The following is a 20,536-nucleotide window of genomic DNA, read 5'->3' as shown; positions in this document are numbered from 1 at the left end:
TTATCCTGGGAAGAGTGCGTTATAGCTCCGGGCACTTGCGCTGCGCCCTTCGTCTGTCAGGTTTGTTAAATTGCCGGAAAGCTGAATATAGCCATCATGTTCCAGTGAGCGGATAATTTTAGATGTAAATTTTTCCGTCCAATGCAGATGAGCATGTATAGTATCAATACCCGGTTTAAAGTTTTCTTCTGCGCTGTCTTCATGGCTGGCAAGGTGGAAAAGAAGAGTTACCTTGGCAAACTCAAGCTTCTGGTTTCTGCGTCTGAGGAGGGAACTGATCAATCCTCTATGGGGTGCAAAAATGAATACGAGCATAAAGAGCAGCCCTGTCACTACAGCCATACTCCCGGCGATGGAAACATCCAGCAGTGCCGCTGCCTGATATCCGAAAATTCCGTTAACGGCTCCGATAGCACCACTTAAAATAAGCATATGTCTGAGGTCATCTGTCAGAAGATATGCGGTCACCGGCGGGCCAATCATAAAGGCGACAACTAAAACGGATCCTACTGCCTGAAATGCGCCAACTGCAGTAAGAGATACTAGTGTCATCAGCCCGTAATGTACCAGGGCGGGGGAGAAGCCTAATACTGCAGCCAGCATAGGATCAAAGGTTACAATCTTGGCCTCTTTAAAGAAGATTATAATTGCAGCAAGGTTAATCAATAGCAGTATTCCGGATGTGTAGATTGCCTTTGCGCCAATATCCACGCTTCCGATAAGCATGCGGTCAAAGGGAGCGAAGGCCAGTTCACCCAGAAGTACCGAATCAGTATCCAAATGAACTGAGCCCGCATATCGGGTTATCAGAATGATTGCAATGGAAAAGAGCAGTGGGAAGACCACGCCGATAGCGGCATCCTCTGCCAAAAGCCGTGTCCGGCTCAATAGCTCCGTCAGCCAGACAGTCATTACCCCCATCAGCGCTGCCCCGGCAATCAGAAAAGGTGAGGAAAGATCGTGAGTGGCGAAAAAAGCAAGCACAATCCCAAGCAGAATCGTATGAGTAATAGAATCTGACATCATGGACATCTTTCTGAGAACCAGAAATGTTCCGGGCAGGGCACAGGCCACCGCCACAATGACAGCTATGAGTTGTATTTCAATTTGAGGGGACATCCGGTGAACCTCCTTCCAGCTTATATAGAATCTTGTTTTTCCTGCGTTGGTAAATTCGGTGCAGTACGCCACGGCCGGGTGCAAACAGAATACTGAAAAGAACAATGATACTGACGCAGACCACGATTGCCGGTCCGGTGGGAAGCTTTGGCACAAGTGAGCTGGCAGCAGTTCCTGCAATACCGGATATGGCTCCGAACAGTGCTGAGAACGTCACCATGACCCACAGCTTATTCGTCCACTGACGCGCTGCCACCGGCGGAGCAATGAGCATGGCACTCATGAGAATGACACCAACTGTTTGTAATCCGATGATGATAGCCAGCACAATCATGAATGACAGCAGCAGATTCAGTTTTTTAGGTGAAAAGCCAAGGCTCTGGGCAAAATCTGTGTCAAAGGTAAAGAGCTTGAATTCTTTCCAGAACAGCAGTACTAGTACAAGCAGTATCAGGCCACAGATTATCATTAAAGTAATATCACGCTGCAAAAGCGTAGACGCCTGCCCGAAGATGAAGCGTTTCAGTCCTGCCTGGTTGGAATTGGGGATTTTCTGCACATAGGTGAGGAGTACCAGCCCCAAGCCAAAAAATACCGACATGACCAGGGCCAGTGCGCTGTCAAACTTCACCCGGGTATGCCGGACGACTCCAACAATAAACAGCGTTGCCAGCAGGCCGGAAATAAGTGCACCCAGCAGCAGGACTTCAGTTTTTTTACTGCCCAATAAAACAAAGGCCATCACTACGCCGGGCAGGGCTGAGTGAGATACTCCGTCACCCAGGAGGCTCTGCTTGCGGAGTACTGCAAAGCTTCCCAGCACTCCGCTGATCAGACCGAGGAGAGCAGAACCCAGGGCGACTGTTTGAAAGGTATAGTCTGAAAATAAAGAGCTTACACTATTCATATCACACCACACTCCTTAGGAGCTCGCCGGAGCTGTGATAGGTCTTTTTCAGGTTTTCCTCGTGGAATACTTCGTCCACAGGTCCGCTGGCAACCACGCGCAGATTGATCAGGGTCACCCAATCGAAATAATCGGGTACCGTCTGTAAATCATGGTGAACGACCACCACAGTTTTACCCTGCTCTTTCAATTCTTTCAACAGTGATACGATAGCCCGTTCCGTTTGGGCATCGACCCCCTTGAAGGGTTCATCCATGAAATAGACCTCCGCTTCCTGTGCCAACGCGCGGGCAAGAAATACCCGCTGCTGCTGGCCTCCTGAGAGCTGGCTGATTTGGCGGGCAGCATAATTCTGCATTCCGACCTTTTGAAGTGTTTGCTTTGCCAGTTCTATATCCATTTTACGGGGACGGCGGACCCATCCCAGTTTACCGTAGCAGCCCATCAGTACCACGTCCTGAACCGTAGCCGGAAAATCCCAGTCTACGCTGCCGCTTTGAGGCACATATCCAATGCGTTTTTTCAAAACCCGTACATCACCGCTGCCGTCTGCAAAGCGGACTGCTCCGGTCACAGGTTTTAAAAGTCCCAGCATCGCCTTTATTAGGGTAGTTTTACCGGCTCCGTTTGGGCCAACCACTGCCATTAGTTTTCCTTTTGGAATTTTTAAATCAATATCCCAGAGTACGGGCCTGGTGTCATAGGCCACGGTTAAATCCTCTACCTCTACTGCGTAGTTTTGCTGTTTCTCCATGAAGAATCCCTCCCGTCATTTTAAAGCATCCACAATCGTATCAATATTGGCTTTTACGGTCAAAATGTAGGTATCGGTCCCGGCCTCGGCATCTCCCAGAGAATCGGAGTAAAGCTCACCGCCGATTGCAACATCAAAGTTTTTGGCTTTTACAGCAGCCTGCAGCGCCTCAATAGTTTTTGGGGGCACAGAGGATTCTACAAAGATGGCCTTAATCTTCCGTTCCACGATGAAGTCAGCTAAAGCGCTCACATCTGCTGTGCCGGCTTCCGCATCTGTGCTGATACCCTGCAGGCCGTGCACTTCAAAACCGTAGGCTTTACCAAAATATTGAAATGCATCATGAGCCGTAACCAGCACGCGCTGTGCCTCTGGCAGTTCTGCCGCACGATTCCGGATGTATGTATCCGTTTCGTCCAGTTCTTTTAGATAAGATTCCAGATTGGTTTCGTATTCCTCTTTTCCGTCAGGATCTGCCTTGGATAATCCGTCTGAAACGGCTTTTGCCGCCTCCTTCCACAAAGACACATCAAACCAGATGTGAGGGTCGTGTGCAGAGCTGTCGTCTTCCGAGGCCAGAAGCTTGGATTCGTCCAGCCCATCCTCAATGCAGATGACGTTGGCTTCCTGTCCGGACAGGTTTTCAAATATTTCCCCCATCTTACCCTCCAGATGCAGGCCGTTATATACTACGATATCCGCTTTCTGCATCAGGGACACATCCCCCTCACTGGCCTGATAAAGGTGAGGGTCAATACCGGGGCCCATCAGACCATCCACTGTAACCCGTCCGCCGCCAATAACGGTGGATAAGTCCGCCAGCATCGTGGTGGTAGTGACAACGTTCAATTTATCTTCCGTGGATCCAGTGTCTGCTGCGGGAGCTGAGCAGCCTGCAAGCAGTAAGGATAAGCTTAATACCGCGCTGAAAAGTCTTTTGATTTTTTGTTTCATAAAAACCTCCTAAATAATATAGTTGTGTTATAAATTTTCCACCTTATCTACAAAGATTTGACTGGCAGCTTTATAACTGATTTGAACACGTCTTCCTTCCAAATCTAGTGTAAATGGCCCTTCATAAGGCGCCGCCTCTATAATGCGGACAGAACTTCCAATTACAATTCCACTTTCCTGCAGGTAATCCAGCAATTCTGTTTCTTCCGTTACACGCCGGATATGAGACTCCGTGCCGGTGGAAAGATGGATCAGAGCCTGCAGAGGCATAAGGGTGATATGTCCGTCAGGGTGAGGAATAGCGCTTCCATGAGGGCAATACGCCGGGTAATTCAGAAATTGATCCAGCCGGGCTGTCAGACGGGAGGGAGTAATGTGCTCCAGCAGTTCTGCGTCCTCGTGAGCTTCGCTCCATGAGTAGCCCAGATGACGCATCAGAAAGACCTCCCAAAGACGATGCCCGCGCACCAGTAAGATCGCAGACCGGATTCCTTCAGATGTCAGACGGGATCCTTTATAAGGCTCGTAATGGATTAATCCCTCCCGCTTCAGTTTTCCCAGCATTTCTGTAACAGAAGCAGGGGCGATCTGTAAAGCTTCCGCAATTTGTTTATTGCCAACCAGTTCCTCCATACCTCCAAGTTTATAAATAGCTTTTAAGTAGTCCTCTTTATTAGGTGTCATTTTATCTTCCTCCGTTTAACGCAAATGCGTTGTATGATTTCAGCAGTTTCACTTCAAAAAGCATTATTCTATACTTATTGAGCTGCTAATGTTCAATAAGGTATACTCCTGAATTGTTAATACTCAAGAAAACATGAACATTTCCACAAGTACCCCAGCCAGTAAGATGAAAGCGGCTGCGGATAAATTCAGTATTTTGCGTCGAAATAACCGTTTTACATAATCATCCATTCTTTTTCTCCATTACTAATCTTATACATCCCGTTATTTAGGTATACCTAATTTTAATTGTATTATATGCCTAAATGATGAAAAATGCAAATAATTTTAAAAAATAATATTAACTGCCTGATTTGTTAGGGGCGGGAAATACTGTTTCCCATGACTAATTTATGATGACTAAGGGTAAAGTGTTACGAATATATTGTATAAAAACATATAGGGGATGAATGTTTATGAGTAAGCCTGCAGAAAATGAATTTCGTACTGTCCGGGGATATCAGCTAAAAAAGCAAAATGAGAGCGGGCTTACACCTGCTTTGGAGGATTATCTTGAAATGGCCTACCGGTTATGTCTGGAAGAAAGTTATACTCGCGTAAATAAACTTTCCGAATGTCTGAATGTACGGCCGTCATCTGTATCAAAGATGGTGTCCCGGCTTGTTAAGCTGGGTTATCTGGAATATGACAGCCTTGACAGCATTTTGTTGACTGAAGAAGGGAGAATAACCGGGGCATATTTGCTGGAACGCCATAATATTATAGAGCATTTTTTTACTTTGGCCGGAAGTTCTAACCCATTGGAAGAGACAGAATTGGTCGAGCATATGCTGTCCGCTTCTACGGTATTGAAAATCCAGACACTGCTGAGATTCTTTGAAGAAAATCCAGATATTGACCGCCGGTTTAAGTCCTTCAGAGATGGAACTGCTTTTTCTGAAATCTAAACTTCAAAGGCTGCTTGACAGATTCGATGTCGCCTGCTAAACTGATAATTGAATTATCAGTTTTGTGTGAGGAGGTGAAACTGTCAGATGTCCAAACCGGATCACTCCATTGACCCACGTATCATGGAGAGCGCAAAAAAGGAGTTTCTTTCCCATGGGTTTGAAAAATCCTCTTTAAAAGAAATATGTAAAGAAGCAGGGGTTACTACGGGCGCCCTGTATAAGCGGTACAAGGGAAAAGAAGATTTGTTTTGCGCTGTGGTAGCGGATACGGCTGCAGCATTGGATGACTTTGTGAAAAAGCGAAGTGCCGCACAGGCATGTGATTTGTCTGACGAAACACTTATCAAAGCATGGGAGATGGATGAAAACATGACGGCATGGTTTCAATTTCTCTATAAATATCATGATGGTTTTGTACTGCTTATTTCAGGCGCAGGGGGAACCCGGTATGCCAATTTTCAGCACGACTTCGTGGAAACAATGACCGTAAAAACTTATGAGTATTTTTTGGAAGCCAGAAGGCGGGGACTGACCCATGTGGATATTTCCATAGAGGAAATGCACATTCTGCTCTCTGCATTTTGGACCACAATCTACGAACCCTTCATCCATGGTTACACATGGGACCAGGTGGAAGCCCACTGTAAGCTGGTCTGTGACCTGTTCAACTGGAACCGGGTCCTGGGGTTTAGAACACCCGTATAAAATTCCCTTTTAGAAAAGGGGATTTTATTTAGTCTCTGGTTAGTAATAACTAACTTTAAAGGCAACTTTTTTATTACAGGAGGAATAATCATGATCAATGCAATTGATGCAAAGGAAAAACAAAAGCAATTTATACTGAATGAGGGATTGTGGAAGGTAATGGCCCAGCTTTCATGGCCTGCTGTGGTGGCTATGGTGCTGTATGGTTTTAATGCTGTGCTGGATGCTATCTTCGTGGGACAGTTTGTAAACGACGTTGCTCTGGCCGGGGTGTCCCTTGCCTATCCCCTTTCCCAGATTAGTACTGCCTTTGGTTCGCTCATCGGTGTGGGTGCCGGCTCGGTGCTGAGCATCGCTATTGGTGCAAAGGACATAAAGACACAAAGGAATCTGCTGGGGGTGGTAAACCGGCTGTCTATTATATGTGCCATTCTTTATATGGTTGTAGCCTTTGTTTTTGCAGAGCCTCTTATTGCAATGATGGGCGGACAGGGTGAGGCTCTTGCTTACGGAGTCAGTTATTTTAGAATATGTACGGTGGGTGCATTCTTTTGGATTTACGGACTTGCGGGTAATATGATTATCCGTGCAGAGGGAAGGATGAAAACAGCAGCCTGGATGATGGGAGTCGGCTTAATTGTCAACGCTGTTTTCAATTATATTTTTATGGTAATTTTTAATATGGGCGTTGAAGGCGCGGCCTGGGGCACGAACGTGGGCATGTTTGTCTATACACTGATGGGCTGGATCTATTTCGGACGGGATAAGGCAACCTTTCAGGCGAACCTGGTTTCGCTAAAAGGAGACAGGGAGATTACATCTTCTGTGGTGCGGCTTGGTATGCCCTCTCTGATTATGTCTATTATGAGCCTGATTCAGGGGCTGGTGGTATTTAATGCGCTGGCAAGGTATGGTACTATTGCGGACATTGCCTTTTATGGGGTGGTTTACCGGGTATTTCAGTTTCTGCTTACACCTATCTTTGGCCTGATGCGTGCCCTTCAGCCGGTCATCGGTATTAACTACGGCGCAAAGCAGTACGACAGGGTCATACGCTCATACAAGATATTTGCCGCGGCCGCACTTCTGCTGACCCTGCCCTTCTGGATCATCTCTCTTGTCACACCTGGCTCTATTTTAGGTATGATGTTAAAGGATCAGGTTTTTACGGGCACGCAGTTTTTGTACTTCCGGGTCTATATGGCAATTCTGCCGGTGCTATCCTTTATTTTTATGGCAATGACGTTATTTCCAGCTATTGATAAGAGTAAGCCTGCCATGATTATTGGCATAGCAAGGCAGGTTGTGTTTTACATACCTGTGATGCTGTTTCTGCCAAAAGTCGTAGGAGTGAGTGGCATATATTATGGTTCCCTTGCAATTGATGCTGTTATCGTTCTTTGGACAATGCTGCTGGTGAAGAAGGAGTTTAACAGATTAAGAGAAAATAAGATATAAAAACATTAAATAGAGAGCATAATCATAGCTGAATACATTTCTTACAATCCGTCAAGAATTGTTTTATAGGTTGAATTAGATTGGAGGAAGAGAATATGTCAATAAGCAATAATGCAATAGTAAATTTTTTAAAGAAGTTTGACGAGCATCCATTTATGGTAAAACTAAGCGGAGAGGAGCACAAAATAGGGGATGGAGAGCCTGTGTTTACCCTTTCTGTAAAAGAGGATATCCCATTGTCAAGTCTGATGTCGAGTACATCCATTGCGTTGGGAGAAGCATATATGGATGGAAATATTGGAATAGAAGGGAACCTGTATCAGGCCTTGAATCAATTTCTGGGGCAGATGGGAAAATTCCATACAGATACAAAGGCATTGAAGAAATTGATTTATTCCTCACTGTCCAAAAAGAATCAGAAGGAAGAAGTGACTTCCCATTATGATATAGGAAATGATTTTTATCAGCTCTGGCTGGACGAAACAATGAGTTATTCCTGTGGATATTTTAAAACAGAAGAGGATACCCTTCTCACAGCTCAGAAAAATAAAATAGAAAGAATATTACAGAAGCTGTATCTTAAGCCGGGAATGGAGCTTTTGGATATAGGATGCGGATGGGGTGAATTACTGATTGAAGCCGCAAAAAAATATGGCGTCCGCGGGACTGGTATTACACTTAGCCAGGAACAATATGAAAAATTCAGTAAACGAATTGTGGACGAAGGATTATCAGAATTATTAAGCGTAGAAATTCTGGATTATAGGGATTTGCCTAAAAAGGAGTGGCTGTTTGACAGAGTGGTTAGTGTAGGAATGATAGAACACGTCGGGCGGGATAACTATAATCTATTCCTCTCATGTGTGGGCCAGGTATTAAAACCCCAGGGAATGTTTCTGCTGCACTTTATCAGTGCATTAAAAGAGTATCCCGGTGATGCATGGATAAAAAAATACATCTTCCCGGGAGGCGTAATTCCAAGTCTGAGGGAAATCATTAATTTGACTTCTGAGTACAATTTTTATATGTTAGATATCGAAAGTCTGAGAAGGCATTATAACAGGACTTTGTTATGCTGGGAAAGAAATTTTAGTAAGAACAGAGAAGAAATAGAAAAGAAGATGGGGGCTAGATTTACGAGAATGTGGCACTTATATTTATGTTCCTGCGCAGCAACCTTCAATAATGGAATCATTGATTTGCATCAGATATTAATGACAAAGGGACATAATAACGAATTACCAATGACCAGGTGGTATTAGAAATAAAGATGTAATTGAGCCCGGCCGGAAAGGGCACTGAATAGAAAGATAAACAGTAAAGCGGATTGCAGAAGTCCGCTTTACTTTATGCCTGAAAAAGAATAAAATAAGGAGAAGATGATGCATTAAAAGATTGGAGGGATGATGACGCTATGTTATTTCAAGATAAAATTGCTGTTGTAACAGGCGGTGCAAGGGGAATTGGTAAAACGATTTCAGATGAGTTTCGCGCAAACGGGGCCACTGTTTGTGTCATTGATATACTTCCCAATGATTATTATATAGGGGATCTGGCGGAGGAACAGGTACTAACTGACTTTGCTAAAAAAGTGGTTTCTGATTACGGGAAAGTAGATTATCTGATCCACAATGCGATGCCGCCGATGGCAGGTATGACAAACTGCTCTTATGACGAATTTAACTATGCTCTGCGCGTGGGAGTTACAGCTCCGTTTTATTTATCAAAGTTGTTTTTACCTCATTTCTCATCAAATGCTTCTATTGTGAATATTTCTTCCTCCCGTGACCGGATGAGTCAGCCCGATACTGAAAGTTATACGGCAGCAAAGGGTGGTATTCATGCACTGACCCACTCAATGGCGGTTAGTTTAGCTGGGAAGGTACGGGTCAATTCTATTTCTCCTGGATGGATTGATACGGCATTTACACAATATGCAGGAGAAGATGCAATACAACATCCTGCCGGACGGGTGGGGAATCCTCTTGATATTGCGAATATGGTATTGTTCCTGTGCTCGGATAAGGCTGGGTTTATTACCGGAGAAAATATCTGTATTGACGGTGGGATGACAAAACAAATGATTTACACTGGCGATTTTGGATGGACATTGAATACAGACCCGGAAAACAAGGAAAGCGAATTTAGAGAATAGAAAAGGATAGTTTAAGAGAGAAGGAGGTTTCCCTATGGAGAATGGAAAAAAGAAATTGTCATCAAAGCAGCGTGAAGAGTTACTTGAAACATTAAAAGCCCGGTTTGAGAAGAACATGGACCGGCATGCAGCCATTGAATGGGACAAAGTACAGGAAAGGCTGGACGCAAACCCTGAAAAAATGTGGTCGCTGGGAGAGATGGAGGCAACAGGCGGAGAGCCGGATGTTGTGGGCTATGATAAGGAAACGGATGAATATGTTTTTTATGACTGTTCGCCGGAAAGTCCCAAAGGGCGCAGAAGTATCTGTTATGACCCTCAGGCGCTGGCATCGAGAAAGCAGAACAAGCCGGAAAACAGTGCTGTTGGGATGGCTTCAGATATGGGAATTGATGTTTTGACAGAAGAAGAATACAGGGAGCTGCAAAAGCTTGGGAAGTTCGATTTGAAAACATCAAGCTGGGTGAAAACACCAGATGATATTAGAAAACTTGGCGGCGGCCTCTTTTGCGATTGCCGCTATGATACAGTATTTGTGTATCATAATGGAGTGGAAAGCTATTATTCTGCAAGAGGATTCAGGGGGGTGCTGCGGATTTAGGATACTAAATGACTGAATGCTGCATTAAAGAATAGATCTTACTGATTTAAAGAAGTCAGCAAGGTCTATTTGCTTTTATTCTGTTTGAAAAAGGGGAAAAAGTATTGACAAATCTGGAAAAGTTGTGCTATATTTTGAACATAAAGATTGCGAACAATTAAATTATATATAATTAAAGGAGGGATAAGCAAAATAAAATGAAGACAGCGATTCGTTACTATTCAAAAACAGGAAACACGAAAAAGCTGGCAGATGCAATAAGCCAGGCAGCAGGTATTCCTGCCGAAACTGTTGAGCAGCCTGTAACAGAACCGGTGGATGTTTTATTCCTTGGAAGCGCTGTATATGCAGCAGGCATAGATAATGAGGTGAAAACATTTATCTCCGCACTGGATAAAGACAAGGTGAAAAAAGTGGTAAATTTCAGTACCGCAGCCTTGCTTCCATCCACATATAAGCAAGTAAAGCAGCTATTAGAGCAGAAGGGGATTCCGGTAGACGAACGGGAATTTCATTGCAGAGGAAGCTTTAAAATGTTACATCGGCGAAGACCTGATACAGAAGATTTGAAGAGAGTTCAGGAATTTGTAAACGGAATAATAAATTCAGGAAAAAGATAGGAGGAACACTATGGGTATTTATGGATTTGAAGCGAAAAGCGCAAAAGGAGATAATGTTAGTTTAAAGGAATATGAAGGAAAAGTTCTCTTAATTATAAATACGGCGACAGAATGTGGATTTACGCCCCAATATGAGGACTTAGAAAAACTGTATAAAGCGCATAAGGACCAGGGATTTGAAATTTTGGATTTCCCATGTAATCAGTTTGGTGGGCAGGCTCCTGGAACCGATGAAGAGATTGGAAACTTCTGCTCTTTGAATTTTGGGACTACTTTCCCGCGGTTTTCTAAAATTGATGTAAACGGAGACAGCGCATTACCATTATTCAAGTATCTTAAGGAGCAGAAAGGATTTGCAGGATTTCAGCCGGAGCATAAACTGACACCTGTTCTGGAGAAAATGTTGGGAGAGGCTAATCCAAACTACAAAGATGAACCGGATATTAAATGGAATTTTACAAAATTCTTAATTGACAGACAGGGTAATGTTGTAGAGCGGTTTGAACCGACAAAGGATATTTCTGAAGTAGAAAAAAGAGTAGAAGAATTATTATAACCCCACAGAAAGGTGTGCTGCACTTTTTGGGGGATAATAATGGAGAGGGATAAATGGCTGGTAAGTATGATGCTTTAAAATTAAAAAACCAATTATGTTTTCCATTATATGCCTGTTCCAAAGAAATTGTAAAGTTATATAAGCCATATCTGGATGAACTGGATCTGACTTATACCCAGTATATTACGATGATGGTTTTATGGGAACATAAGCAGATGAACGTAAAAGAACTGGGAGGACATCTTTACCTTGATTCCGGGACACTGACACCGGTTTTAAAGAAGCTGGAGCAGAAAGGCTGGGTAAAGCGGTCCAGAACAAAAGAGGATGAAAGGGTATTGAATGTCACCCTGACAGAGAATGGAGAAGCTTTAAAGGAAAAAGCAGTCCAAATACCAGAACGCATGGGAGAATGCATGAAGCTGGAACCGGAGGAGGCAAAAATCCTTTATAAAACCTTATATAAGTTATTGGGAGAATTTGAATCGTAAAAAACAGGAGCCGTTGCGAAGAGGTGAGTTCACAGTCACTTTCTGAGCAGCGGTTCTTTTTATATAATAGGAAACTGTGTTTCCTATTATATAAAAATCCCCCGGAGGATTGCACTGGGCAGGGTTACCTATACAGGAGAACTTGCAGAGGGGATAGTATCTATAGAATGGGGAGGCAGTATTGCTATTCTCTCCCTTTCCTTGTGATAGGCAAAAACATCTGTCAAAGAGCTGTAAAGTTTCTCAAATATATCGTATGTACTAAATGTAGTTTTAATGGGATGATATGTTTTTTGTATTCTGATAGATTTCTCCAGTGCTTCCTCGTAAGTGCCAAAATAGCCCAGGGATATAGCACTAATTATCGCTGCCCCTAAGCATGGGGCTTCTTCATTTTCAGGGATATCAATTATGCATCCGGTAATATCCGCTTTTATCTGCGTCCATAGTGAAGATTTTGCTCCACCGCCAGTAGAGATAATACGGGTTGGAGATATCCCTTCTTGTTTCATTGTGTCAAGGTTTTTCTTAAGCAGGCAGGCGACTCCCTGCATAACTGACAGGGCAAGGTCATATTTAGTGTGATGTGCTTTTAATCCAAAGAAAACACCAGAGGCATTTTCATTAAAATCAGGTGCATTTACACCAGTAAGGTAGGGAAGAAAGATTGGTGCAGTAACCTTATCACATTTCTCAAGTTCCCTGTTAATGACATCGTAAGAAATGTCAGAGAAAAAGTTGTTTTTGTACCATTCCATACTAAAACCCCCACTTTCACAAACAGGGAGCAAGACATAAGTTTCTGGAAAGGGACCGCAATAAATAGGAATTTTATTTTTCCCGAAAAGTGGAGCGGCAACAAGAGTAGAGATAGATAAAACGGTTCCAGCTGATTCGCTTATCATTCCCGGGGCAGTATTTCCAGTGCCAATCATTCCGGCAAAGTGATCTAAAGTGCCTATATTAATTCTGGTACGTCTGGTAAGTCCTATATTTTCATCAACATGTGCTGTTATTAAGTGTCCGGCAATACTTCCGGAGGGCGCAACCGGGGGGAGTTGGTCTAACCGTACTCCACAATAGTCAAGAATTTCTTTCCAATAGCATTTTTTGCTTATATCAAAGTAATGTGAAAAGCTATAAATGGTGTAATCACCAAGCATATTTCCGCATAACCGATAGATGATGTAATCTTTTAATAATAAATATTTAACTGCTTTTTCAAAAGTGGGGGCTTCATTTTTTTTCAGCCAAAGCAGCTTAGTGATGGGCCAGGTTGGTATAAGTTCAGGCTGGCCGGTAGTATGGAAACATTCATCAGAATCAAAGTGTTGGGATAACTCTTTGCATTCTTCCTTAGAACGCATATCTAACCAGGATATTCCAGGATAAATTGGTTCGTTATTCTCTCCCAATACAATAAGAGACTCAGCTTGTCCGGTGAGGATGATTTCACCAACCTCTTCATTATTGAATTTCTTCCCTTCTGCTGATGCATGGCGAATCATGGATATGATTTTATTAAAATACTCATTAGCATCAAATTCCACAAAATCGTTATCCCGGTCATAGGTGACAGACTCCGATAAAAGAGTAATAAGAGACAAGCTGCAGTTATAGATTGCAGCCTTTATGTTGGTTGTTCCTAAATCTATAGAAATAATGTTCATGTCATACCTCCAAATTTATTGATTGTACAGATTCTCGTTTAACCAAATATGGTTCGAGAGAATATATGCACATATTTGTTTGTTGTTGAACTAATACAGAGGTTAGAATGGTAATACAGCTCTGAGCCATGCGCTCTTTAGGCAAATGTACGGTGCTGAGGGGGGGCATGGAAAATGCAGAAAAAGGATTATCATCAAATCCAATTACGCTAATATCTTTTGGTACACTGAGATTAAACTGTGCAGCAGCCTTATAAACCCCATGGGCAAGTGCATCATCAAAGGTGAGGACTCCAGTAAACGGAAGAGTAAATTTTTTTAAATCATAGTCCCATAGGTTTTGTATTACTTCGCAGCCATTTTCTATAGTTGCGGGAGTGGTTTTTATCATTGAACGATTAAAAATAAGTCCATATTCTTTATAAGCACGTTCAATACCAAGAACAAATTGCTCGCTTATAGGAAAAGAGAGGGGAACTGTTATTACCAAACAGTCTTTATGGCCATTTTCCAGCATCTCTTTTGCAGCAGCATATCCTCCGTATGCATAATCAATATAAACATGGTGACAGTTTATTAAGTCATAACGTGCGCCTTGAAGAATTAGTTTTTTGTGAACATCAGATAATAGCTCTATGTTAGAAGATGCTGTTTTCGCCGGCTCCAGGATAATAAAATCAGGCTGCCGGGAAAGGGCAGTTATAATATTTGCCCGCTCCTGGCGTTCACTGAATTGTGAATCAAAAATCATAGTCGTATATCCATGCTTTTCCATTTCAATAGAAATATTTTTGAATATATATGTAAGAACGGGGTTTTCAATATCATTAAAAATGATTGCAATCGTCTTCGTGGAGTTACTCTTTAATCCTTTGGCAAGGGGGTTGGGAATATACCCCATTTCCTCTGCTTTTTTAAGAACAAGTTCACGTGTAGATTCCTTAATTGCAGGATTATTATTCAGCGCTTTTGAAACTGTGGAAAAAGATATTCCTAACTCTTGCGCTATTGATTTAATTGTAACAGGTTTTTGTCCGTTATCAGAAGTCATTAAGGGTCATCCTTTCTTTCAAATAGTGAGGTTGTATTTACAAAGATTACAACATAATTACAACGTTGTCAATGTGCAGGTGAAAAGATTAACAATAGTTGGAAATGAAATCAAAAAATAAAAGTGCATAATACACAAATATAGAGAGGAATATTTGTGAAAATGAACCAATTAATATATAAAATAAAAATGATATATTGACATAATGAATAAAATAAATTATTGTAATTACAACGTTTGAAATATTTTCCGGAAAAAATCAGTAAAAGAAAAATTTTTTTAAAACAAAATTACAACGTTGTAAAAAGGAGGGACATATGAAGTTAGCTTGTACTAGCTCTATGGTTAGCGGAGCAAGTATTACTGAAAAGGCAAATATAATCAGAGAATGGGGATATGAAGGAATAGCTGTTTTTGTTGAGTTCAAAGAGTGGAATGACAAAATGTATCAGGAAGTTTTAGGGCTGGAAAAGAAAACAGGGGTAAAGCCATGTGAGTTTGTTTTTGGAGATGAAATCTATGGCCATCTGATGGATGCAGATAAGGATATCAGAAAGAAAAGTAGAGAGATGTATAAATTAGCAGCACAGGTATGTGCTGAGATAGGGGCGGTTACGGAATTGGAATTTTCATATGGCCCGCAAAATCCCCTTCCACTATTTAACCCATATGTAAAGATGAGTGAAAGCCAGGAAGAAGAATTTTTAGAAATGTACCGGGAGGTTGCTGAACCATTAGAGGGTACACAAGGTACTATGTTACTTGAAGGAATTAACAGATATGAAAGCTTATTTATGAACAGTATTAAGGATTGTAAAGATGTAGTAGATAAAGTTGGAATGAAAAATGTAGGTGTTCTGGCAGATTTTTTTCATATGTCAATTGAAGAAGCTGATTTTAAAGAAAGTATTTTATATGCCGGAAGTTCAATTAAACATGTGCATCTGGGGGATAACAACCGCCTGTTGCCAGGTTACGGAATGACAGACTGGAAAACATGTTTTCAGGCATTAAAGGATATTAAGTATAATGGATTCCTTAACTTAGAGTGCAGTACTTGCGGCATCCCGGAAGAAACACTGCCAAAGACAGCGGAGTTTTTGAAAAAAATGATTTAGCAGGTGAAGGTACAGGTGAGGTTGTATGAAAAAATTAAGGGTACCGTTTTTTGAAATTGGTCCTAAAGCATATTTGTATGGTGAGGAAGCGCTGAAACTTGCTAAGGCTGCGGATGAACTGGCAGAAGAATATGAAGTAGACATTATTTTTACAGCACAGTATACAGACATTAGAAGAATTGCAGATGCAACAAAAAACATTCGAGTATTTGCGCAGCATATGGATTCATTAAAACCAGGGAGAGGTGTAGGTGCTGTTTTGCCAGAGGCTTTAAAGGAAGCTGGTGCAGAAGGGGTTTTATTGAATCATGCAGAAAAGCCTCTAACAATTACTGAGATATCAAGATGTATTGAAAGAGCAAAAGAAGTTGGACTAATTTCTATGGTATGTGCAGCAAATGTGAAGGAGGCAAGGATGATCGCAGCTCTGGAGCCAGATATCATTTTGGCGGAATCCCCGGAGTTAATAGGAAAAGGGGCCAGAAGTAAAGAGGATGCAATTGCAATTGAAATTATAAATGAAGCAGTTCATTCAATATCCAAAAATATACAGATACTCCATGGTGCGGGTATTCAAAATGAGAATGACGTATATGAAATTATCCATGCGGGGGCACAGGCTACAGGTTCAACCAGCGGAATCATACTGGCTGAATCGCCGGAACTAATGCTGAAAAAGATGATAAAGGCAGTTGCAACAGCATGGAAACAGAGAAAAAAGGAAGAGGAGGCATAAGAATATGGCTGTATTTCATGAAGTGTTTACGATTGAATCAGGGCAGAGGGTAAGCTTTGATGATGTAACAGAAAGGGTCATAAAAATTGTTGAAAGCTCAGGAATTAAGGAAGGCATTGTAAATGTATATTCCCAGCATACAAGCTGCAGTGTTTTTTTACAGGAGGATTCAGAAGACGTTACTTATTGGAACGTGCCATTGATTCTTCAGGATATGGTAAATGTTTTGGAAAAAATAATTCCTAATTGTAATAATGAGGGGCAATATCTGCACCCAGGCCCCATCCATGTAAAAAACGCAATGGAACTGCGGGATGAAAGGTCAGAGTGGCTTTTAAATACCGATGGACATTTGAGGTCTGTACTGTTGGGGCGGTCAGAGACTATTCCACTTGTAGACGGCGAAATGGTGTTAGGTGAATTTGGGCGTATCTATTTTACAGATATGGACCAGACTCGTGCAAGAACAAGAAATGTAAGAGTACAGATCGTAGGGGAATAGGGGCCAAGAGGAGGTAAAAAGTGGGTATTATTGAAAAAATGAGATTAAACGGCAAAAAAATATTTGTTACAGGAGGGGCACGGGGCATCGGAAAAAGTCTTGTGACAGCCTTGGCAGAGGCCGGAGCAGATATTGCTATTGTAGATGTAGATTTAGAGGAAGCAAAGAAGGTTGCTGAAGAGATTGAAAAAAAGCATTGCAACAAAATGATTGCTATTAGAGCAGATATTACGAAGCCGGAAGAGGTGAATGAGATGATGGAGATTATTCTCAAAGAGTTTGGAAGGCTTGATGTAGCATTTTGCAATGCCGGTATAGGACATACAGTTCCAATTGAGGAGGATAATATTAAAGATTGGAGCAAAGTTATTCATGTGAATCTAACGGGTACATTTTTAACAGCACAAGCGGCGGGAAAGGTAATGATTAAGCAAGGCGGCGGCTCTATTATAAATACAGCATCCATGTCAGCGCACATTACCAATATACCTCAAAAAGAGTGTTCATACGCAGCTTCTAAAGCGGGAGTCATCGCTATGTCCAGAAATATGGCTGTAGAATGGGCGGAGAAAAATGTCAGGGTTAATACGATTAGCCCAGGATATGTTGCAACGGAAATGACATTAAATGATTCGACCCTGGCACCGCTGATCGGACAATGGGAGAAGTTGATTCCAGTACATAGAATGGCGAAGCCGGAAGAATTACAGGGTATTGCTGTATATTTGGCCAGCGATACCAGTTCATATACAACGGGAGCCGATTTCAGGATAGATGGAGCTTATACTTGTTTTTAACCGAATCAAGGAAGCGGATTGCGAATATCCGCCTGACTTTAAAATGGGAGGAAGAATAGATGAAGAAGAGAGTTATAGGAGCATTTTTGGCAGTAGTGATGGTAATTGGTTTAGTGGGCTGTGGAAATAAAGAAGGAAACGATAGCAGTTCAAATGGCTCGGAAAGCAGTGGGGAAAGCAGCAATATGATTGCATATACACAAAAAACGTTAAATCAGTATTTCCATGTTGCCCTTCAGGAAAAAGTGGAAGAGGCTGTCAGTGAAGCCGGGTATGTTCCGGAGGTGGCAAATTGTAATAATGATTCCACTTTACAAAATGATCAGATGAAGAACTTTATAACAAAAAAGCCTAAAGCAATTATTGTAAATACAGTGGATTCAGATGCACTCAATGATGCGACAAATGCAGCAACAAATGCAGGTATTCCAATTGTTATGGTAGATAATCCGGCTTCTACGGCAGTAGTTGACTGTACGATTCAGTTTGATAACTTTGAGTGCGGGAAAATGGCCGCAGAGGAGATACTGGCAAAACTCAAAGAAAAAAATGGCTCTGAAACAGGGCGGGTCGTAAACGTATATGGTGCTATGAGTTCAGAATCATGGAGACTTAGAAAAGATGGATTTGATTCCGTAATGAAAGAATATCCCGATATTGATTATGTTCAGGTGCCGGGTGAAGGTGAAAGAGGAAAATCACAGGAGGCGCTGACAAATGTTATTGCAAAATACAATGGAGATATTGATGCAGTGCATTGCCCTTCTGATGATCCGGGACTTGGCTGTGCAGAAGCCCTTCAAGTGGCCGGACTGTGGTATCCGGTGGATGATGAAAAGCATGTAATCATGGTAACAGGAGATGGAGAACCTGATGCGGTGAAATATCTTCAAGATGGCTATTATGATGCAATTGTTGTGGAAGATGCTTATGCTTATGGACCAATGGCAATGGATGTATTAAGTAGTTATATTTTTGAAGGCAAAGAGGTTCCGACAACGGGAACATATACCAATGAAAAATTTTACTGGAAAACAGCAGAGTTTATGTCAGGAGAAACAGGCCCGATTCTTCGTGTACCGCCATACGTACTGGATGCATCTAATATAGAAGATGAGGGTCATTGGGGTGTACAGGCGCTGAAAGCTGAAGGAGAATAAAGCTATGGGAGAAATCGTTCTAAAAGTAGAAAATATCAATAAAAGGTTCGGGGCTACCCAGGCTCTTAAAGATGTTAGTTTTGCTGTTGAAAAAGGGACGATACACTCACTTCTGGGACGAAATGGAGCGGGAAAGTCAACCGTAGTGAATATTATAGCAGGAATTTACAGACAAAATGATGGCACTGTGACTTTAGAGGGAAAAGATGTAACCCCATATTCTGTCTTTGAAAGGCAGAATATGGGAATAAAGCTGGTACCTCAACATGCGAGTATTGTTCCTGAGCTGACGGTGGGTGAAAATATTTTTGTGGGAATTTGGCCCGAAAAAAAGGGCTTTGTGGACTGGAAAGCTCTTTATAAAATGGCAGAGGCAGAACTCAAAAAATACGGACTTGAAGTAGACCCTAAGGAGAAGGTAAAAAACCTAAATGCAGTAGACCAAAGAAAAGTTAATATAGTAAGGGCTATGCATGGAGGCGCAAAGGTTATTATTCTAGATGAACCAACAACGGCACTGTCAACGAAAGAAAGAGCAGAGTTGTTTGTATTTGTGAACGAACTGAAGGCACGGGGAACCTCCTTTATTTTTATCAGCCATTACTTACAGGAAGTTGTGGAGCTTTCTGATGATGTTACGGTTATTCGTGATGGATGCTCCTTTACGGGAATGGATGAGGATGGTCTGCATGAAGAAAAACTTGCAAATTTAATTGCTGGTGAGGAAGTAGAGCTAATCCGCCGGCAAAGAACAGCAGATGACAATCAGAGAAATCTTCTGGTGGAGGTAGATCGTATTTCAGGCTCCATTTTAAAAGATGTTTCGGTAAATTTGTATAAAGGGGAGATCACTGGAGTCGTAGGTTTTCCAGGGTCGGGTGCCAGAGAGTTTTTGAGAACACTTTTTGGTCTGGAAAAAGTAAGGTCAGGAAAAATTATTGTGAAAGACAGCGGTGTTATGCTGGCAAAGTCACCATGGAATGCCATTAAAAATGGGATATCATATGTTTCGAATGACCGCCATAAAGAAGGCATAGTAGACCTTATGACGATAGAAGAAAATATAAGTCTTCCATTGTTGTACTCAATGTTAAAGGGCAGGTTTGGTTTTGTTGATAAGAATAAATCAAAAGGTATCTCCAGGGATTATTTCGACTTATTTCATATAAAGGCTAATGCCATTTATGACAAATTAAGCAGCTTATCAGGAGGTAATCAGCAAAAAGTAGTGGTTGCCAAAGCAGTCAGCAGTTCACCAAAGCTTCTTATGCTGGATGAACCAACAATAGGAATTGACATAAAGAGCAGAGAAGAAATTATTGAAAATGTTATAAAAATCGTTGAGGAAAAGCAGACTTCCGTATTGTACCTGACAAATGATTTTGATGAGTTAGTCAGAGCGGTGGACCGTATTTTATTCTTCAATGAAGGAAAATTGGTGAAAGATGTAAGAAATGAAAATCTGACTCACGATGACATAATCAGTATTCGAGACTCTCTTGCGGATGAACCGGCTATTATTTGAGATGAGAACATGGAGGGATAACA

At 41.9% G+C, this 20,536-nt stretch carries 22 protein-coding genes; 15 read left to right on the top strand and 7 right to left on the bottom strand.

Translation table 11 applies throughout. From position 1 onward, the window contains the following. From A8805_RS10680 to A8805_RS10660, 5 genes are read right to left on the bottom strand one after another with little or no spacing between them, the layout of a single operon-like run. On the bottom strand, nucleotides 1–1,119 hold the full coding sequence (locus A8805_RS10680; protein WP_109710923.1) for a metal ABC transporter permease: 1,119 nt from the start codon (nucleotides 1,117–1,119) through the stop codon (nucleotides 1–3). Continuing rightward, on the bottom strand, nucleotides 1,103–2,026 hold the full coding sequence (locus A8805_RS10675) for a metal ABC transporter permease (RefSeq protein ID WP_109710921.1): 924 nt from the start codon (nucleotides 2,024–2,026) through the stop codon (nucleotides 1,103–1,105). Before A8805_RS10675 ends, A8805_RS10680 begins: the two co-directional genes overlap by 17 nt. Nucleotide 2,027: 1 nt before the next feature. Next, nucleotides 2,028–2,780, bottom strand: coding sequence for a metal ABC transporter ATP-binding protein (locus tag A8805_RS10670; RefSeq protein WP_109710919.1), 753 nt, complete (start codon nucleotides 2,778–2,780; stop codon nucleotides 2,028–2,030). 15 nt (nucleotides 2,781–2,795) lie between these two features. Continuing rightward, entirely contained in the window at nucleotides 2,796–3,734 is a 939-nt protein-coding gene (locus A8805_RS10665; protein WP_109710917.1) for a metal ABC transporter solute-binding protein, Zn/Mn family, read from the bottom strand. 27 nt (nucleotides 3,735–3,761) lie between these two features. Beyond that, nucleotides 3,762–4,418, bottom strand: a complete 657-nt coding sequence (locus A8805_RS10660) for a metal-dependent transcriptional regulator (protein WP_109710915.1) — start codon at nucleotides 4,416–4,418, stop codon at nucleotides 3,762–3,764. Nucleotides 4,419–4,873: 455 nt separating this feature from the next. On the opposite strand from A8805_RS10660, the gene A8805_RS10655 reads away from it, so the two are divergent. The 9 genes from A8805_RS10655 to A8805_RS10615 all read left to right on the top strand — a co-directional run bounded on the left by A8805_RS10655 (nucleotide 4,874) and on the right by A8805_RS10615 (nucleotide 11,954). Next, nucleotides 4,874–5,365, top strand: coding sequence for a metal-dependent transcriptional regulator (locus A8805_RS10655; RefSeq protein WP_109710913.1), 492 nt, complete (start codon nucleotides 4,874–4,876; stop codon nucleotides 5,363–5,365). An 87-nt stretch (nucleotides 5,366–5,452) separates the two neighbouring features. Continuing rightward, a complete protein-coding gene (locus A8805_RS10650) occupies nucleotides 5,453–6,073 on the top strand; it encodes a TetR/AcrR family transcriptional regulator (RefSeq protein ID WP_109710911.1) in 621 nt (206 codons plus the stop codon). 90 nt (nucleotides 6,074–6,163) lie between these two features. Then, nucleotides 6,164–7,531 carry an MATE family efflux transporter gene (locus A8805_RS10645; protein ID WP_109710909.1) on the top strand — a complete coding sequence of 456 codons (1,368 nt, stop codon included), beginning with the start codon at nucleotides 6,164–6,166 and terminating at the stop codon, nucleotides 7,529–7,531. A gap of 95 nt (nucleotides 7,532–7,626) precedes the next feature. Continuing rightward, nucleotides 7,627–8,793: an SAM-dependent methyltransferase gene (locus A8805_RS10640; RefSeq protein ID WP_109710907.1), complete on the top strand. Its 1,167-nt coding sequence runs from the start codon at nucleotides 7,627–7,629 to the stop codon at nucleotides 8,791–8,793. Nucleotides 8,794–8,945: 152 nt separating this feature from the next. Beyond that, entirely contained in the window at nucleotides 8,946–9,686 is a 741-nt protein-coding gene (locus A8805_RS10635) for an SDR family oxidoreductase (RefSeq protein ID WP_109710905.1), read from the top strand. 34 nt (nucleotides 9,687–9,720) lie between these two features. Then, entirely contained in the window at nucleotides 9,721–10,287 is a 567-nt protein-coding gene (locus A8805_RS10630; protein WP_109710903.1) for a DUF4256 domain-containing protein, read from the top strand. A gap of 197 nt (nucleotides 10,288–10,484) precedes the next feature. Further along, on the top strand, nucleotides 10,485–10,907 hold the full coding sequence (locus A8805_RS10625; protein WP_109710901.1) for a flavodoxin family protein: 423 nt from the start codon (nucleotides 10,485–10,487) through the stop codon (nucleotides 10,905–10,907). A 10-nt stretch (nucleotides 10,908–10,917) separates the two neighbouring features. Next, a complete protein-coding gene (locus A8805_RS10620; RefSeq protein WP_109710899.1) occupies nucleotides 10,918–11,463 on the top strand; it encodes a glutathione peroxidase in 546 nt (181 codons plus the stop codon). A gap of 53 nt (nucleotides 11,464–11,516) precedes the next feature. Then, on the top strand, nucleotides 11,517–11,954 hold the full coding sequence (locus tag A8805_RS10615; RefSeq protein ID WP_109710897.1) for a MarR family winged helix-turn-helix transcriptional regulator: 438 nt from the start codon (nucleotides 11,517–11,519) through the stop codon (nucleotides 11,952–11,954). Between the two features lie 128 nt (nucleotides 11,955–12,082). Here the strand turns inward: A8805_RS10615 and A8805_RS10610 are convergent, their stop codons facing one another. Next, nucleotides 12,083–13,624, bottom strand: a complete 1,542-nt coding sequence (locus A8805_RS10610; RefSeq protein ID WP_109710895.1) for an FGGY-family carbohydrate kinase — start codon at nucleotides 13,622–13,624, stop codon at nucleotides 12,083–12,085. 1 nt (nucleotide 13,625) lies between these two features. Continuing rightward, nucleotides 13,626–14,675, bottom strand: coding sequence for a LacI family DNA-binding transcriptional regulator (locus A8805_RS10605; protein ID WP_109710893.1), 1,050 nt, complete (start codon nucleotides 14,673–14,675; stop codon nucleotides 13,626–13,628). Nucleotides 14,676–14,992: 317 nt separating this feature from the next. Here A8805_RS10605 and A8805_RS10600 point away from each other — a divergent pair, with 317 nt between their 5' ends. Genes A8805_RS10600 through A8805_RS10575 form a run of 6 tightly spaced genes read left to right on the top strand, consistent with a single transcriptional unit; the run spans nucleotide 14,993 to nucleotide 20,513 of the window. Continuing rightward, entirely contained in the window at nucleotides 14,993–15,793 is an 801-nt protein-coding gene (locus A8805_RS10600) for a sugar phosphate isomerase/epimerase family protein (protein ID WP_109710891.1), read from the top strand. A 25-nt stretch (nucleotides 15,794–15,818) separates the two neighbouring features. Next, nucleotides 15,819–16,529: a triose-phosphate isomerase gene (locus A8805_RS10595; RefSeq protein ID WP_109710889.1), complete on the top strand. Its 711-nt coding sequence runs from the start codon at nucleotides 15,819–15,821 to the stop codon at nucleotides 16,527–16,529. A gap of 4 nt (nucleotides 16,530–16,533) precedes the next feature. Beyond that, the gene (locus A8805_RS10590) at nucleotides 16,534–17,031 is read left to right on the top strand and encodes a YjbQ family protein (RefSeq protein WP_109710887.1); all 498 of its coding nucleotides are present in this window, start codon (nucleotides 16,534–16,536) and stop codon (nucleotides 17,029–17,031) included. 20 nt (nucleotides 17,032–17,051) lie between these two features. Next, a complete protein-coding gene (locus tag A8805_RS10585) occupies nucleotides 17,052–17,828 on the top strand; it encodes an SDR family oxidoreductase (RefSeq protein ID WP_109710885.1) in 777 nt (258 codons plus the stop codon). Nucleotides 17,829–17,887: 59 nt separating this feature from the next. Next, nucleotides 17,888–18,988, top strand: coding sequence for a sugar ABC transporter substrate-binding protein (locus tag A8805_RS10580; RefSeq protein WP_109710883.1), 1,101 nt, complete (start codon nucleotides 17,888–17,890; stop codon nucleotides 18,986–18,988). 4 nt (nucleotides 18,989–18,992) lie between these two features. Continuing rightward, complete coding sequence (locus A8805_RS10575; RefSeq protein WP_109710881.1) at nucleotides 18,993–20,513, top strand: sugar ABC transporter ATP-binding protein; 1,521 nt, start codon at nucleotides 18,993–18,995, stop codon at nucleotides 20,511–20,513. The last annotated feature ends 23 nt before the right edge of the window (nucleotides 20,514–20,536 follow it).

Source organism: Faecalicatena contorta (assembly GCF_003149105.1).
Taxonomy (GTDB): Bacteria; Bacillota; Clostridia; order Lachnospirales; family Lachnospiraceae; genus Muricomes; species Muricomes contortus_C.
Note: the sequence above shows the minus strand (reverse complement) of the source record. Positions and strands in the feature narration are given on the sequence as shown.